14 protein-coding genes are annotated in these 13,866 nt (G+C 65.3%); all 14 read left to right on the top strand.

Features of this window, described 5'->3' with window-relative positions; genetic code table 11:
- Positions 1-43 precede the first annotated feature (43 nt).
- The 14 genes from hscA (at position 44) to ABFA30_RS19030 (ending at position 13,812) form a co-directional block, all read left to right on the top strand.
- Positions 44-1,906: a Fe-S protein assembly chaperone HscA gene (gene hscA, locus ABFA30_RS19095; RefSeq protein WP_410045798.1), complete on the top strand. Its 1,863-nt coding sequence runs from the start codon at positions 44-46 to the stop codon at positions 1,904-1,906.
- A gap of 3 nt (positions 1,907-1,909) precedes the next feature.
- Positions 1,910-2,251 (top strand): ISC system 2Fe-2S type ferredoxin, encoded by a 342-nt coding sequence (gene fdx, locus ABFA30_RS19090; protein WP_043208095.1) that lies wholly within the window; start codon positions 1,910-1,912, stop codon positions 2,249-2,251.
- Between the two features lie 9 nt (positions 2,252-2,260).
- Positions 2,261-2,461, top strand: coding sequence for a Fe-S cluster assembly protein IscX (gene iscX, locus ABFA30_RS19085; protein ID WP_225788613.1), 201 nt, complete (start codon positions 2,261-2,263; stop codon positions 2,459-2,461).
- Between the two features lie 88 nt (positions 2,462-2,549).
- Positions 2,550-2,981 (top strand): nucleoside-diphosphate kinase, encoded by a 432-nt coding sequence (gene ndk, locus ABFA30_RS19080; protein ID WP_225788614.1) that lies wholly within the window; start codon positions 2,550-2,552, stop codon positions 2,979-2,981.
- A gap of 24 nt (positions 2,982-3,005) precedes the next feature.
- Positions 3,006-4,151 carry a 23S rRNA (adenine(2503)-C(2))-methyltransferase RlmN gene (gene rlmN / locus ABFA30_RS19075; protein WP_225788615.1) on the top strand — a complete coding sequence of 382 codons (1,146 nt, stop codon included), beginning with the start codon at positions 3,006-3,008 and terminating at the stop codon, positions 4,149-4,151.
- Between the two features lie 11 nt (positions 4,152-4,162).
- Entirely contained in the window at positions 4,163-4,921 is a 759-nt protein-coding gene (gene pilW, locus ABFA30_RS19070) for a type IV pilus biogenesis/stability protein PilW (protein WP_410045797.1), read from the top strand.
- Positions 4,918-5,937: a RodZ domain-containing protein gene (locus tag ABFA30_RS19065; protein WP_410045796.1), complete on the top strand. Its 1,020-nt coding sequence runs from the start codon at positions 4,918-4,920 to the stop codon at positions 5,935-5,937. The genes pilW and ABFA30_RS19065 overlap by 4 nt, the downstream gene beginning before the upstream one ends.
- Positions 5,938-5,940: 3 nt before the next feature.
- Complete coding sequence (ispG, locus tag ABFA30_RS19060) at positions 5,941-7,050, top strand: flavodoxin-dependent (E)-4-hydroxy-3-methylbut-2-enyl-diphosphate synthase (RefSeq protein WP_225788618.1); 1,110 nt, start codon at positions 5,941-5,943, stop codon at positions 7,048-7,050.
- A 24-nt stretch (positions 7,051-7,074) separates the two neighbouring features.
- Positions 7,075-8,364 carry a histidine--tRNA ligase gene (gene hisS, locus ABFA30_RS19055; protein WP_225788619.1) on the top strand — a complete coding sequence of 430 codons (1,290 nt, stop codon included), beginning with the start codon at positions 7,075-7,077 and terminating at the stop codon, positions 8,362-8,364.
- A gap of 39 nt (positions 8,365-8,403) precedes the next feature.
- Positions 8,404-9,045: a tetratricopeptide repeat protein gene (locus tag ABFA30_RS19050; RefSeq protein WP_225788620.1), complete on the top strand. Its 642-nt coding sequence runs from the start codon at positions 8,404-8,406 to the stop codon at positions 9,043-9,045.
- A 1-nt stretch (position 9,046) separates the two neighbouring features.
- Positions 9,047-10,189, top strand: coding sequence for an outer membrane protein assembly factor BamB (gene bamB, locus ABFA30_RS19045; RefSeq protein ID WP_225788621.1), 1,143 nt, complete (start codon positions 9,047-9,049; stop codon positions 10,187-10,189).
- 117 nt (positions 10,190-10,306) lie between these two features.
- Entirely contained in the window at positions 10,307-11,773 is a 1,467-nt protein-coding gene (gene der / locus ABFA30_RS19040) for a ribosome biogenesis GTPase Der (protein ID WP_225788622.1), read from the top strand.
- A 111-nt stretch (positions 11,774-11,884) separates the two neighbouring features.
- Entirely contained in the window at positions 11,885-13,033 is a 1,149-nt protein-coding gene (locus ABFA30_RS19035; RefSeq protein WP_225788623.1) for a pyridoxal phosphate-dependent aminotransferase, read from the top strand.
- Positions 13,021-13,812: an amidohydrolase gene (locus ABFA30_RS19030; protein ID WP_253080774.1), complete on the top strand. Its 792-nt coding sequence runs from the start codon at positions 13,021-13,023 to the stop codon at positions 13,810-13,812. The genes ABFA30_RS19035 and ABFA30_RS19030 overlap by 13 nt, the downstream gene beginning before the upstream one ends.
- Positions 13,813-13,866 lie beyond the last annotated feature (54 nt).

Below are 13,866 nucleotides of genomic sequence, written 5' to 3'. Positions count from 1 at the left end.
TCCCGGCGTCGCCCGTGATGACGCCTAAGGTACTCAGATAAGCATGGCCCTACTGCAGATCGCCGAACCCGGTCAGAGCCCCCAGCCGCACCAGCGCCGCCTGGCGGTGGGGATCGACCTGGGCACCACCAACTCCCTGGTCGCCGCGGTGCGCAGCGGCCGTAGCGAACCCCTGCCCGATGCACAGGGCAAGGTCATCCTGCCGTCCGCGGTGCGCTACCTCGATGGCCGCAGCGAAGTCGGCCAGGCCGCCCGCGATGCCGCCTCCAGCGACCCATTGAACACCATCCTGTCGGTCAAGCGCCTGATGGGGCGTGGCCTGGCCGACGTCAAGCAACTGGGCGAGCAACTGCCTTACCGCTTCGTCGGTGGCGAGTCGCACATGCCGTTCATCGACACCGTCCAGGGCCCGAAGAGCCCGGTGGAAGTGTCCGCCGACATCCTCAAGGTGCTGCGTCAGCGGGCCGAGCAGACCCTCGGCGGCGAACTGGTGGGGGCGGTGATCACCGTTCCGGCCTACTTCGACGACGCCCAGCGCCAGGCTACCAAGGATGCCGCGAAGCTTGCCGGCCTCAACGTCCTGCGCTTGCTCAACGAGCCGACCGCGGCGGCGGTGGCCTATGGCCTGGACCAGGATGCCGAGGGCGTCGTGGCGATCTTCGACCTGGGCGGCGGTACCTTCGATATCTCCATCCTGCGCCTGACCGCAGGTGTCTTCGAAGTCCTGGCCACGGGCGGCGACACCGCCTTGGGCGGTGACGACTTCGACCACGCCATCGCCGGCTGGATCATCGAGCAGGCTGGGCTGTCCGCCGACCTCGACCCGGCGGCCCAGCGCCAGCTGCTGCAGGCCGCTTGCGCGGCCAAGGAAGCCTTGACCGATGCCGATGTGGTCCGTGTCAGCCACGGCGCCTGGCAGGGCGAACTGACCCGCGCCGCGTTCGAGGCCATGATCGAGCCGCTGATCGCCCGCAGCCTCAAGGCCTGCCGCCGCGCCGTGCGCGACAGTGGCGTCGAGCTGGAGGATGTCGGGGCGGTGGTCATGGTGGGTGGTTCCACCCGCGTGCCGCGTGTGCGTGAGGCGGTTGGCGCGCTGTTCGGGCGTACCCCGCTGACTTCCATCGACCCGGACCAGGTGGTGGCCATCGGTGCCGCGATCCAGGCCGATACCCTGGCCGGCAACCGCCGCGAGGGCGGCGAGCTGCTGTTGCTGGACGTCATCCCGTTGTCCCTGGGCCTCGAGACCATGGGCGGGCTGATGGAGAAGGTGATCCCGCGCAACACCACCATCCCGGTGGCGCGGGCCCAGGAGTTCACTACCTACAAGGATGGCCAGTCGGCCATGATGATCCACGTCCTGCAGGGTGAGCGTGAGCTGGTCAGCGACTGCCGCTCCCTGGCGCGCTTCGAGCTGCGCGGCATCCCGGCCATGGTCGCGGGCGCGGCGAAGATCCGCGTGACCTTCCAGGTCGATGCCGATGGCCTGCTCAGCGTTTCGGCCCGGGAGACCGGGTCGGGCGTGGAGTCGAGCATCCAGGTCAAGCCGTCCTACGGCCTGACCGATGGCGAGATCGCACGCATGCTCAAGGACTCCTTCGAGCACGCGGGCTCCGACAAGCAGGCGCGCCAGCTGCGCGAGCACCAGGTCGACGGCGAGCGACTGCTCGAGGCGGTGCAGGGCGCCCTGGACGCCGACGGCGACCGCCTGCTCAGTGCCGAGGAGCGCGTAGCCATCGAGCACCAGATGCAAGAATTGCGTGATTTGCTCAGCGGCACCGATGGCGCGGCCATCGAGCAGCAGACCAAGCGTTTGTCGCAGGTGACCGATGCATTTGCCGCCCGTCGCCTTGATTCGACGGTCAAAGCCGCACTGGCCGGGCGCAACCTGAATGAGATCGAGGAGTAACCGATGCCCCAGGTGATTTTCCTGCCGCACGAGAAGTTCTGCCCGGATGGGCTGGTGGTGGAGGTGGAGCCAGGGACCAACATCCTGGAACTGGCCCACGAGCATCACATCGAGATGGAAAGCGCCTGTGGTGGCGTCTGTGCCTGTACCACCTGCCATTGCATCGTCCGCGAGGGTTTCGACTCGCTGGAGGAAGCCGACGAGCTGGAAGAGGACATGCTGGACAAGGCCTGGGGCCTGGAGGCCCAGTCGCGCCTGGCCTGCCAGGTCATCGTCGGCGAAGAGGACCTGACGATCGAGATTCCCAAGTACTCGCTCAACCACGCCGCCGAAGCGCCGCACTGAGGTCTACGCATGAGCCTGAAATGGATTGATGTACTTGAGATCGCCATCCAGCTTGCGCAAAGCAAGCCAGACGTCGATCCTCGTTATGTGAATTTCGTCGATCTGCATCGCTGGGTGCTGGAGCTGCCAGACTTCAGCGACGATCCGCAACGTGGCGGCGAGAAAGTGCTCGAAGCCATCCAGGCGGCCTGGATCGAAGAAGCCGACTGAGCGTGTCCGCAGGTTAGGCAATCCCTTGGAACCCGCGTATAATTCGCGGGTTTAATTTTTCGCAACACTCATATTTCTGGAGTTATCCATGGCTGTCCAACGTACCTTCTCCATCATCAAGCCCGACGCCGTCGCCAAGAACGTCATCGGCGAGATCACCACTCGCTTCGAGAAAGCCGGCCTGCGCGTCGTCGCTTCGAAGATGAAGCAACTGTCCAAGGCCGAAGCCGAAGGCTTCTACGCCGAGCACAAAGAGCGCGGCTTCTTCGCTGACCTGGTTGCCTTCATGACTTCCGGCCCGGTCATCGTCCAGGTCCTGGAAGGCGAGAACGCCGTCCTGGCCAACCGCGAGCTGATGGGCGCCACCAACCCGAAAGAAGCCGCTCCAGGCACCATCCGCGCCGACTTCGCCGTTTCCATCGACGAGAACGCCGTCCACGGTTCCGACTCGGAAGCTTCGGCTGCCCGCGAAATCGCGTACTTCTTCTCCGCTACCGAGCTGTGCGACCGCATTCGCTAAGCGAAGCAGGTCTTGGGTGATTCCATGAGTGACATGACTGGCAAGATCAACCTGTTGGGCCTGACCCTCCAGGAAATGGAAAAATTCTTCGAGTCGATCGGGGAGAAGCGTTTTCGTGCCGGTCAGGTCATGAAATGGATTCACCACTTCGGCGTCGACGATTTCGCCGCCATGACCAATGTCGGCAAGGCCTTGCGCGAAAAGCTCGAGGCCGTTGCCGAGATTCGCGCGCCGGAAGTGGTCAGTGAAGACATTTCCGCCGACGGTACGCGCAAGTGGGTGGTCCGCGTTGCCTCCGGCAGCTGCGTCGAGACCGTCTACATCCCCACCGACGACCGCGGCACGCTCTGCGTCTCGTCCCAGGCCGGCTGTGCCCTGGACTGCAGTTTCTGCTCCACCGGCAAGCAAGGCTTCAACAGCAACCTCACCGCCGCCGAAGTCATCGGCCAGGTGTGGCTTGCGAACAAATCCTTCGGTACCGTCCCGGCCAAGATCGACCGCGCCATCACCAACGTGGTCATGATGGGCATGGGCGAACCGCTGCTGAATTTCGACAATGTCATCGCCGCCATGAAGATCATGATGGATGATCTGGGCTATGGCATTTCCAAGCGCCGCGTCACGCTGTCCACCTCGGGCGTGGTGCCGATGATCGACGAACTGGCCAAGCACATCGACGTTTCCCTGGCGCTGTCGCTGCACGCGCCGAACGACGAGTTGCGCAACCAGTTGGTGCCGATCAACAAGAAATACCCGTTGAAGGTGCTGCTGGACTCCTGCATGCGCTACATGTCCACGCTGGGCGGCAAGCGGGTGCTCACCGTCGAGTACACCCTGCTCAAGGACGTCAACGACCAGCCGCAGCACGCCGCCGAGCTGATCGAGCTGCTGCGCGACGTGCCGTGCAAGATCAACCTGATCCCGTTCAACCCGTTCCCCCATTCGGGCTACGAACGGCCGAGCAACAATGCCATCCGTCGCTTCCAAGACCTGCTGCACCACGGTGGCTTCAACGTCACCACCCGCACCACCCGGGGCGACGACATCGATGCCGCCTGCGGCCAGCTGGTCGGCCAGGTCATGGATCGTACCCGCCGCAGCGAGCGCTACATCGCCGTGCGCCAGCTGAACGCCGACGCAGAGCCGCAAGGCAACGCCGTGCGCCACTGACGAGGCCGCCCATGACCCTGCGCGCCGCGCTGTCGATCCTGTCGCTTTCGCTGCTGGCCGGCTGCGTGTCCGGCGGCGGTGACCCCTTGGCCAGCCGCCAGGGGCGGGTGGAAGCAGGGCAGGCCTACGTGCAATTGGGCCTGGGTTATTTGCAACAAGGTTTGACCGAACAGGCCAAGGTGCCACTGGGCCGAGCCCTGGCGCTCAACGGCAACGACGCCGACGCCCATGCCGCCTTGGGCCTGGTGTTCCAGGCCGAGGGTGAGCCGACACTGGCCGAAGCGCATTGGCGCAAGGCCCTGGCGATACGCCCGGGCGACACGCGGATTCGCAACAACTACGGCAGTTTCCTTTATGCTCAGGGGCAATTTCGCCAGGCCGAGCAGATGTTTCGCCAAGCCGCCACCGATACCCTGTATCCTGAGCGGTCACGGGTGTACGAGAACCTTGGCCTGACGGCCCTGGCGCTCGATCGCCGCGACCAGGCGCACGAATACCTGGGCAAGGCCCTGCAGCTCAATCCGCACCAGCCTCGGGCATTGCTGGAAATGGCTGAGTTGTCCTACGAAAACAGGCATTATGTGCCGTCCCGGGACTACTACGATCGTTTCAGCCAGCTGAGCGGCCAGAACGCCCGCAGCCTGCTGCTGGGCAGCCGTATCGCCCGGGCTTTCGCTGAGCACATCAGCGTGGCCGAGCTGGGCCAGCAACTACAACGACTTTATCCCGGTACGCCGGAATATCAGCAATACCTGTCGGAGCAACGATGAAAGCCGCGCACCCCGAAGTAGCAGCAGCGACTCGCCAGAATCCCGGTGAGGTCTTGCGCCAGGCCCGCGAGCGCCGGGAATGGTCGCAAGCCGAGGTGGCCCGCAAGCTCAACCTCACGGTAAGTTCGCTGAACAACCTGGAAACCGGCGCCTTCGACAAGCTGCCGGGGCATACCTTCGCCCGTGGTTACATCCGCGCCTATGCCAAGCTGCTGGACATGGACCAGGCGCCGTTGGTCGAGGCATTCGACCAGTTCACCGGCACCCATGCCAAGGGCAGCGAAGTGCACGCGCTAGGGCGCATCGAGGAGCCGGTGCGCCTGTCGCACAATATCCTGCGCGGCATCAGCCTGCTGTTGCTGGTGGCCGTGGTCGGCGGCGGCTTCTTCTGGTGGCAGGACCAGAACAGCCAGCGCGGCAAGGACCTGGCCAGGATCGCCCTGGAGCACGTCGAAGTCGAGAGCGCCGATGGCACCACCCAGATCCACCCGCTGGACGAGCCGGAAGACCAGGCCGTGAGCGCTGGCCAGCAGCCCGAGGCCGCACCGCTGCCGCTCGACCAGGCCATCACCGGGCAGGAGGCCGCCCCCGCGACCGAGACGGCGACCAGCGGCGAAACCCCGGCAGCCGACGACGCGAGCGCGCCTGCGACCGCCCCGATGCCGGCACCGGCTGCCAGCGAGACGCCTGTCGCCCCGGCGGCGCCCAGCCTGCCTGCGGCCCCTGCCGCTCCGGTAGCTTCCGTCGCCAGCGCCCCGGCCGCGGTTCCTGCCGGCAACGGCACGCTGCAAATCCAATTCACCGCCGATTGCTGGACCCAGGTCACCGACGGCAACGGCAAGGTGCTGTTCAGCGCCATCAAGCGCAAGGGCGACAGCCTGGACCTGACCGGCAAACCGCCGTTCGCGGTGCGCCTGGGCTTCGCCCGCGGCGCCCAGGTCAGCTACAACGGCCAGGCCGTCGACGTTGCCTCGTTCACCACTGGCGAGACCGCTCGCCTGAAGTTGGGACAGTAAGTCATGCACGGCGAATCTCCGATCAAACGTCGCGAATCCCGGAAGATCTGGGTCGGCAATGTACCGGTGGGGGGCGATGCCCCCATCGCGGTGCAGAGCATGACCAACACCGACACCAACGACGTCGCCGCCACCGTTGCGCAGATCCAGCGCCTGGTCGATGCCGGCGTCGACATCGTCCGTGTCTCGGTACCGGACATGGACGCCGCCGAGGCCTTCGGCAAGATCAAGCAGCAGGTCAGCGTACCGCTGGTCGCCGACATCCACTTCGACTACCGCATCGCCCTGCGCGTGGCCGAACTGGGCGTCGACTGCCTGCGCATCAACCCGGGCAACATCGGTCGCGAAGACCGTGTGCGTGCGGTGGTCGATGCCGCCCGTGACCGCGGCATCCCGATCCGCATCGGCGTCAATGCCGGCTCCCTGGAAAAGGACCTGCAGAAGAAATACGGCGAGCCGACCCCGGCCGCACTGGTCGAGTCGGCATTGCGTCATGTCGAGCACCTGGACCGCCTGGATTTCCAGGACTTCAAGGTCAGCGTCAAGGCCTCCGACGTGTTCATGGCCGTCGAGGCCTACCGCCAGCTCGCCCGGCAGATCGTCCAACCCCTGCACCTGGGCATCACCGAAGCCGGCGGCCTGCGTTCGGGGACGGTGAAATCCGCCGTCGGCCTCGGTATGCTGCTGGCCGAAGGCATCGGCGATACCATCCGCATTTCCCTGGCCGCCGATCCGGTCGAGGAAGTGAAGGTCGGCTACGACATCCTCAAGTCGCTGCACCTGCGTTCCCGTGGCATCAACTTCATCGCCTGCCCGAGCTGCTCGCGACAGAACTTCGATGTGGTCAAGACCATGAACGAACTGGAAGGGCGCCTGGAGGACCTGCTGGTACCGATGGACGTGGCCGTGATCGGCTGCGTGGTCAACGGCCCGGGCGAAGCCAAGGAGTCCCACGTGGGGCTCACCGGCGGCACGCCGAACCTGGTCTACATCGATGGCAAGCCGTCGCAGAAGCTGACCAACGAGAACCTGGTCGACGAGCTGGAAAAGCTCATTCGCCAGAAAGCGGCCGAGAAGGTCGAGGCCGACGCGGCGCTGATCGCCCGTGGCTGACACACAGATTCGTAAGGATTTTCCGTGAGCAAATCGCTGCAAGCCATCCGTGGCATGAACGACATCCTGCCCGACCAGTCGCCCCTGTGGCGCTACTTCGAGGGCACCGTGGCCGGCCTGCTGGACACCTATGGCTACAGCCAGATCCGCACGCCGATCGTCGAGTTCACCGAGCTGTTCAAGCGCTCGATCGGTGAAGTCACCGATATCGTCGAAAAAGAGATGTACACCTTCGAGGATCGCAATGGCGATTCGCTCACCCTGCGTCCCGAAGGCACCGCCGCCTGCGTGCGTGCCGTGCTCGAGCACGGCATCACCGGCAACGGCCAGGTGCAGAAGCTCTGGTACGTGGGCCAGATGTTCCGCCACGAACGCCCGCAAAAAGGCCGCTACCGTCAGTTCCACCAGATCGGCGTGGAAGTGTTCAACCTGGACGGCCCGGATGTCGACGCCGAGCTGATCATGCTGACCTGGCGCCTGTGGGGGCTGCTGGGCATCCAGGACGCGGTCAAGCTCGAGCTCAACAGCCTGGGGACCAGCGAAGCCCGCGCGCGCTACCGCGACGCCCTGGTCGAGTTCCTTTCCGCGCGCATCGAACAACTGGACGAAGACAGCCAGCGTCGCCTGAAAAGCAACCCGCTGCGCATCCTCGACAGCAAGGACCAGGGCACCCAAGCGGTGCTGGCCGACGCGCCGAAGCTGGAAGACTACCTGGACGAGGACTCCCGCGTGCACTTCGAGGGCCTCAAGGCACGTCTGGACGCAGCTGGCATTCCGTTCGTCATCAACACCAAGCTGGTCCGTGGCCTGGACTACTACAGCAAGACCGTGTTCGAGTGGGTCACCGACAAGCTTGGCGCCCAGGGCACCGTCTGTGCCGGTGGCCGCTACGACGGCCTGGTCGAGCAGATGGGCGGTAGGCCGACCCCGGGCGTGGGCTTCGCCATGGGCATCGAGCGCCTGATCCTGTTGCTGGAGACCCTGGGCAAGGTGCCCGAGTCCATCAGCCGCCAGATCGACGTCTACCTGTGTGCCTTCGGCGAACAGGCGGAACTGGCCGGCCTGCGCCTCTGCGAAAGCCTGCGCGATCGCCTGCCGGGCCTGCGCCTGGCGGTCAACGCCGGTGGTGGCAGCTTCAAGAGCCAGTTCAAGAAAGCCGACAAGAGCGGGGCGCTGTTCGCCCTGATCCTGGGCGACGACGAACTGGCGCAACGGGTCATTGGCGTCAAGCCCCTGCGTGGCCAGGGCGAACAACAGAACATTGCCTGGGATGCTCTGGCCGAGCACCTGGAAGCCGCGCTCGCCCAGGCGTGATGCGGTTCAACAGCCGAATTGCTGAAAAGGAGTATTGGGGTGTCGAGTATCGATGATGATGGCCTGGCCGCGGCCAAGGACTGGTGGAATCGCAACGGCAAGCCGCTGCTGACCGGTGCCCTGCTGGCCGCCGCGGTGGTGATGGGTTGGCAGGCCTGGCAGAAGTACCAGAGCAACCAGTCGCAAGGCGCCTCGGTGCTGTACCAGGCCCTGCTGGAGACCGCCTTGACGCCGAGCGGTGAGCCGGATGCGACCAAGGTCGCCGAGCTGGCCGGCAAGCTCAAGAGCGAGTTCGGCGGCACCGCGTACGCCCAGTACGGCAGCCTGTTCGTGGCCAAGGTCGCGGTCGAGAGCGGCAAGCTCGACGATGCCGCTGCCGAGCTCAAGGGCGTGATGGACAAACCGGCCGATGCGACCCTGGGCGAGATCTCGCGCCAGCGCCTGGCCCGCGTGCTCGCCGCGCAGGACAAGGCCGAAGAGGCCCTCAAGCTGCTCGACGGCGATGCCGACAAGGCCTTCCTGGCCAGCCGCGAAGAACTCAAGGGCGACCTGCTGGTCCAGCTCGGCCGTGCCGACGATGCCCACAGCGCATACGAGAAAGCCAAGGCCGCGCTGTCCGACGACGCCGCGGTCGGTGGCCTGCAACTGAAGCTGGATGACCTGGCCAGAGGGGACGCCTGACGTGATCGGTTGGAAACAAGCAGCAGTGCTCGCCCTGGCCGTCCTGGCCGCGGGTTGCAGCAGCAACAGCAAGAAGGAACTGCCTCCGGCCGAGCTGACCAAGTTCACCGAGGAAGTGGTGCTCAAGAAGCAGTGGAGCCGTTCGATCGGCGACGGCCAGGGCGAGACCTACAACACCCTGGTGCCGGCCATCGAGAACGACCGTATCTACGCCTCCGACGTCAACGGCCTGGTCTTCGCCCTGGATCGCCTCAACGGCGACGTGGTGTGGAAGAAGGACCTGGAGCTGCCGGTGTCCGGCGCCGTCGGCGTGGGCTATGGCCTGGTCATGCTCGGCACCCTCAAGGGCGAGGTCATCGCCCTGGATGCCAGCACCGGCGAGGAGCGCTGGCGTTCGCGGGTGACCAGCGAAGTGCTGGCGCCGCCTGCCACCAACGGTGACGTGGTGGTGGTGCAGACCCAGGACGACCGCCTGATCGGCCTCGACGCCGCCACCGGTGACCGTCGCTGGATCTACGAAAGCAGCCCGGCCGTGCTGACCCTGCGCGGTACCGGTGCGCCGATCGTGACCAACCGCCTGGCCGTGGCTGGCCTGTCCACCGGCAAGGTGATCGCCGTGGATACCCAGAACGGCGTGCCGGTGTGGGAGAGCCGCGTGGCCATCCCGCAGGGCCGTTCCGAGCTGGATCGGGTGGTCGATATCGACGGTGGCCTGCTGCTCTCTGGCGGCATGCTGTATGTCAGCACCTACCAGGGCCGGGTCGCCGGCCTCGACCTGGAAAGCGGCCGCGTGCTGTGGCAGCGCGATGCCTCCAGCTACGTGGGTGTCGCCCAGGGCTTCGGCAACGTCTACGTCAGCGAGGCCTCGGGCACCGTCGAGAGCATCGACGAGCGCTCCTCCAGCGCCCTGTGGAGCAACGATTCCATGGCCCGCCGCCAGTTGTCGGCACCGGAAGTGTTCTCCAGCTACGTGGCGGTGGGTGACTTCGAGGGCTACCTGCACCTGCTCAGCCAGGTCGATGGCCGCTTCGTCGGTCGCGAGCGGATCGACAGCGATGGCCTGCGCGCCCGTCCCCTGGTGGTCGGCGACACCATCTATGTCTTCGGCAACAGCGGCAAGCTCGAGGCGCTGACCATCCGCTGAGGCTATGCTTGAGTCCGTCATGGGGCTCAGGCAATGGCGCATGACGCGCCGCACGAACTCCGGCCGCTGCCTTGCAGCGGCCTTTGCATTTTCAAGAATTCAAGAGTGGAGAGCCGCATGGTTCCCGTAATCGCCCTGGTGGGACGGCCGAACGTCGGCAAGTCCACCCTGTTCAACCGCCTGACCAAGACCCGCGATGCCATCGTCGGCGACCTGTCGGGCCTGACCCGTGACCGCCAGTACGGCGAGGCGACCTGGCAAGGCCGCTCCTACATCCTGATCGATACCGGTGGCATCACCGGCGACGAAGTGGGCATGGACGAGAAGATGGCCGAGCAGTCGCTGATGGCCATCGAGGAAGCCGACTACGTGCTGTTCCTGGTCGATGCCCGTGCCGGCATGACCGCTGCCGACCAGATGATCGCCGAACACCTGCGCAAGCGGAACAAGGAAGCCATCCTGGTCGCCAACAAGATCGACAACATCGACGCGGACGTCGCCCGCGCCGAGTTTTCGCCCTTGGGCATGGGCAACGCCATCCCGGTGGCCGGCTCCCAGGGCCGTGGCGTCAACGCGCTGATGGAAGCGGTGCTGGGGCATATCCCGCGCGACAAGGCCGAGGAAGCCCTCGACGAAGAAGTCGCCGAAGGCGAAGAAGCCGCGCGCATCCCTGGCCCGAGCGAAAAGGACGGTATCAAGATCGCCATCATCGGCCGCCCGAACGTCGGCAAGTCGACCCTGGTCAACCGCATGCTCGGCGAAGAGCGTGTGGTGGTCTACGACCAGCCTGGCACCACCCGCGACAGTATCTACATCCCGTTCGAGCGCGATGAAGAGAAGTACACCCTGATCGACACCGCCGGGGTGCGCAAGCGCGGCAAGATCCACGAGGAAGTCGAGAAGTTCTCCGTGGTCAAGACGCTGCAGGCGATCAAGGACGCCAACGTGGTGATCTTCGTCATGGATGCCCGCGAAGGGGTGGTCGACCACGACCTGAACCTGCTGGGCTTCGCCCTGGAGGCGGGGCGTGCCATCGTCATCGCGCTGAACAAGTGGGACGGCATGGAGCCAGGCGAGCGCGACTACGTGAAGACCGAGCTGGAGCGCCGGCTGTTCTTCGTCGACTTCGCCGATATCCACTTCATTTCCGCGCTGCACGGCACCGGTGTGGGCCACCTGTACAAGTCGGTGCAGGCCGCGTTCAAGTCGGCGGTGACCCGCTGGCCGACCAGCCGCCTGACCCAGATCCTCGAGGACGCCATCAGCGAGCACCAGCCGCCGATGGTCAACGGTCGGCGCATCAAGCTGCGCTATGCCCACCTCGGGGGGGCCAACCCACCGCTGATCGTGATCCATGGCAACCAGACCGACAAGATCCCGCGTTCCTACTCGCGTTACCTGGAGAACACCTACCGCCGGGTGCTCAAGCTGGTCGGTACGCCGATCCGCATCGAATACAAGGGCAGCGAAAACCCGTACGAGGGCAAGAAGAACACCCTCACCGATCGCCAGGTCAACAAGAAGCGCCGCCTGATGTCGCACCACAAGAAGGCCGAGAAGAAGCGCAAGGACAAGCGCAAGTAAGCTTCGGGCTGCAAGCTGCAGCTTGTAGCTTGCAGCTTTTTCCTGACCGCTCGATCCGCTATGCTCGGGCTCTACCCCGTGCCGTATGCAACGTGCAGGAAAGAGGGCCCCATGATCCGCAGCAAATTGCCGAACGTCGGCACGACCATCTTCACCACCATGTCGCAGTTGGCCGTGCAGACCGGTGCGCTCAACCTGTCCCAGGGATTTCCCGACTTCAATGGCCCACAGGCATTGCTCGATGCGGTTGGCCGGCACGTGGCCGCCGGCCATAACCAGTACGCGCCCATGACCGGCCTGCCGGCCTTGCGCCAGCAGGTGGCGGCGAAGGTCGCACGGCACTATGGCGTGAACGTCGATGCCGACCATGAAGTGACCATCACCCCCGGTGCCACTGAGGCGATCTTCTGCGCCATCCAGGCGGTGATCCAGGCCGGCGACGAGGTGATCGTCTTCGATCCGGCCTATGACAGCTACGAACCTTCCGTGGAGCTGGCCGGCGGTCGCTGCGTGCATGTGCAGCTTCGCGATGGCGATTTTCGTATCGACTGGCAGGCGTTCAGCGATGCCCTGACCCCGCGTACGCGCATGGTCATCCTCAACTCGCCACACAACCCCAGCGGTGCGTTGATCGGTCGCGACGACCTGGACCAGTTGGCAAGGCTGATCGAAGGACGCGACATCTACCTGGTCAGCGACGAAGTGTACGAGCACCTGATCTACGATGGCGTGCGCCACGCCAGTGTGCTGGCCCACGAGCAGCTGTATGCGCGGGCTTTCGTGGTCAGCTCGTTCGGCAAGACCTACCACGTCACCGGCTGGAAGACCGGCTACGTGGTCGCGCCGCCGGCCTTGAGCGCCGAACTGCGCAAGGTCCACCAGTACGTCAACTTCTGTGGCGTGACCCCGTTGCAATGCGCCCTGGCCGACTACATGGCCGAGCATCCGGAGCACCTGGACGAATTGCCGGGCTTCTACCAGGCCAAGCGCGACCTGTTCTGCGACCTGCTGCAGGCTTCGCGTTTCACCTTCACCCGCACGCCGGGCACCTATTTCCAACTGGTGGACTACTCGCAGATCCGCCCGGACCTCAACGATGTCGACATGTCCCTGTGGCTGACCCGCGAGCACGGTGTGGCGACGATCCCGGTCTCGGTGTTCTACCAGCAACCTGTCCCCGAGCAACGCCTGGTGCGCCTGTGCTTTGCCAAACGTGAGGAGACGCTGCGTCAGGCGGCGGAAAGACTATGCGCGATCTGAGCCAACTGCCCAACCTGAAAGTCGCCCTGGTGCAGACCACCCTGGCCTGGCAGGACCGCCAGGCCAACTACGAGCATTTCGAGGAACTGCTGGAGCAGGCCGGCGACGTAGACCTGGTGATCCTGCCGGAGATGTTCACCACCGGTTTCTCCATGGACTCCGAGCGCCTGGCCGAGCCTGAGAACGGCCCGACCTACAAGTGGCTCAAGGCCCAGGCGAAGAAGCACGATGCGGTGATCACCGGCAGCGTGATCGTCCAGGCCGCCGATGGCAGTCATCGCAACCGCCTGCTCTGGGCGCGGCCGGATGGCGAGATCCTGCATTACGACAAGCGCCACCTGTTCCGCATGGCCGGCGAACACAAGCACTATACGCCGGGCGAGCGCCAGGTGCAGTTCGAGATCAAGGGCTGGCGCGTTCGCCCGCTGATCTGCTACGACCTGCGTTTCCCGGTCTGGAGCCGTGACGCCCAGGACACCGACCTGCTGCTGTATACCGCCAACTGGCCGGCCGCGCGCCGCCAGCACTGGAACCGCCTGTTGCCGGCGCGGGGCATCGAGAACCTGTGCTACGTGGCGGCGGTGAACCGGGTGGGCACCGATGGCAAGGGCTTTGCCTATTCGGGCGACAGCCAGGTGCTGGATTTCCAGGGCGAGAGCCTGCTCAGCGCCGGGGAGGCTGACGGGGTGTTCACTGCGGTGTTGAGCGCGGCGGACCTGGCGGCGTACCGCTCGCGCTTCCCGGCCAACCTGGATGCCGACAGCTTCGAGTTGCATTGAGCGTCGGGCCAGCGTGGTCATTCAACGCCTATCTTGGGGCTGCGAAGCGGCCCC

This window comes from Pseudomonas sp. HLMP (genome assembly GCF_046365545.1).
Classification (GTDB): Bacteria; Pseudomonadota; Gammaproteobacteria; order Pseudomonadales; family Pseudomonadaceae; genus Aquipseudomonas; species Aquipseudomonas guariconensis_B.
Note: the sequence above shows the minus strand (reverse complement) of the source record. Positions and strands in the feature narration are given on the sequence as shown.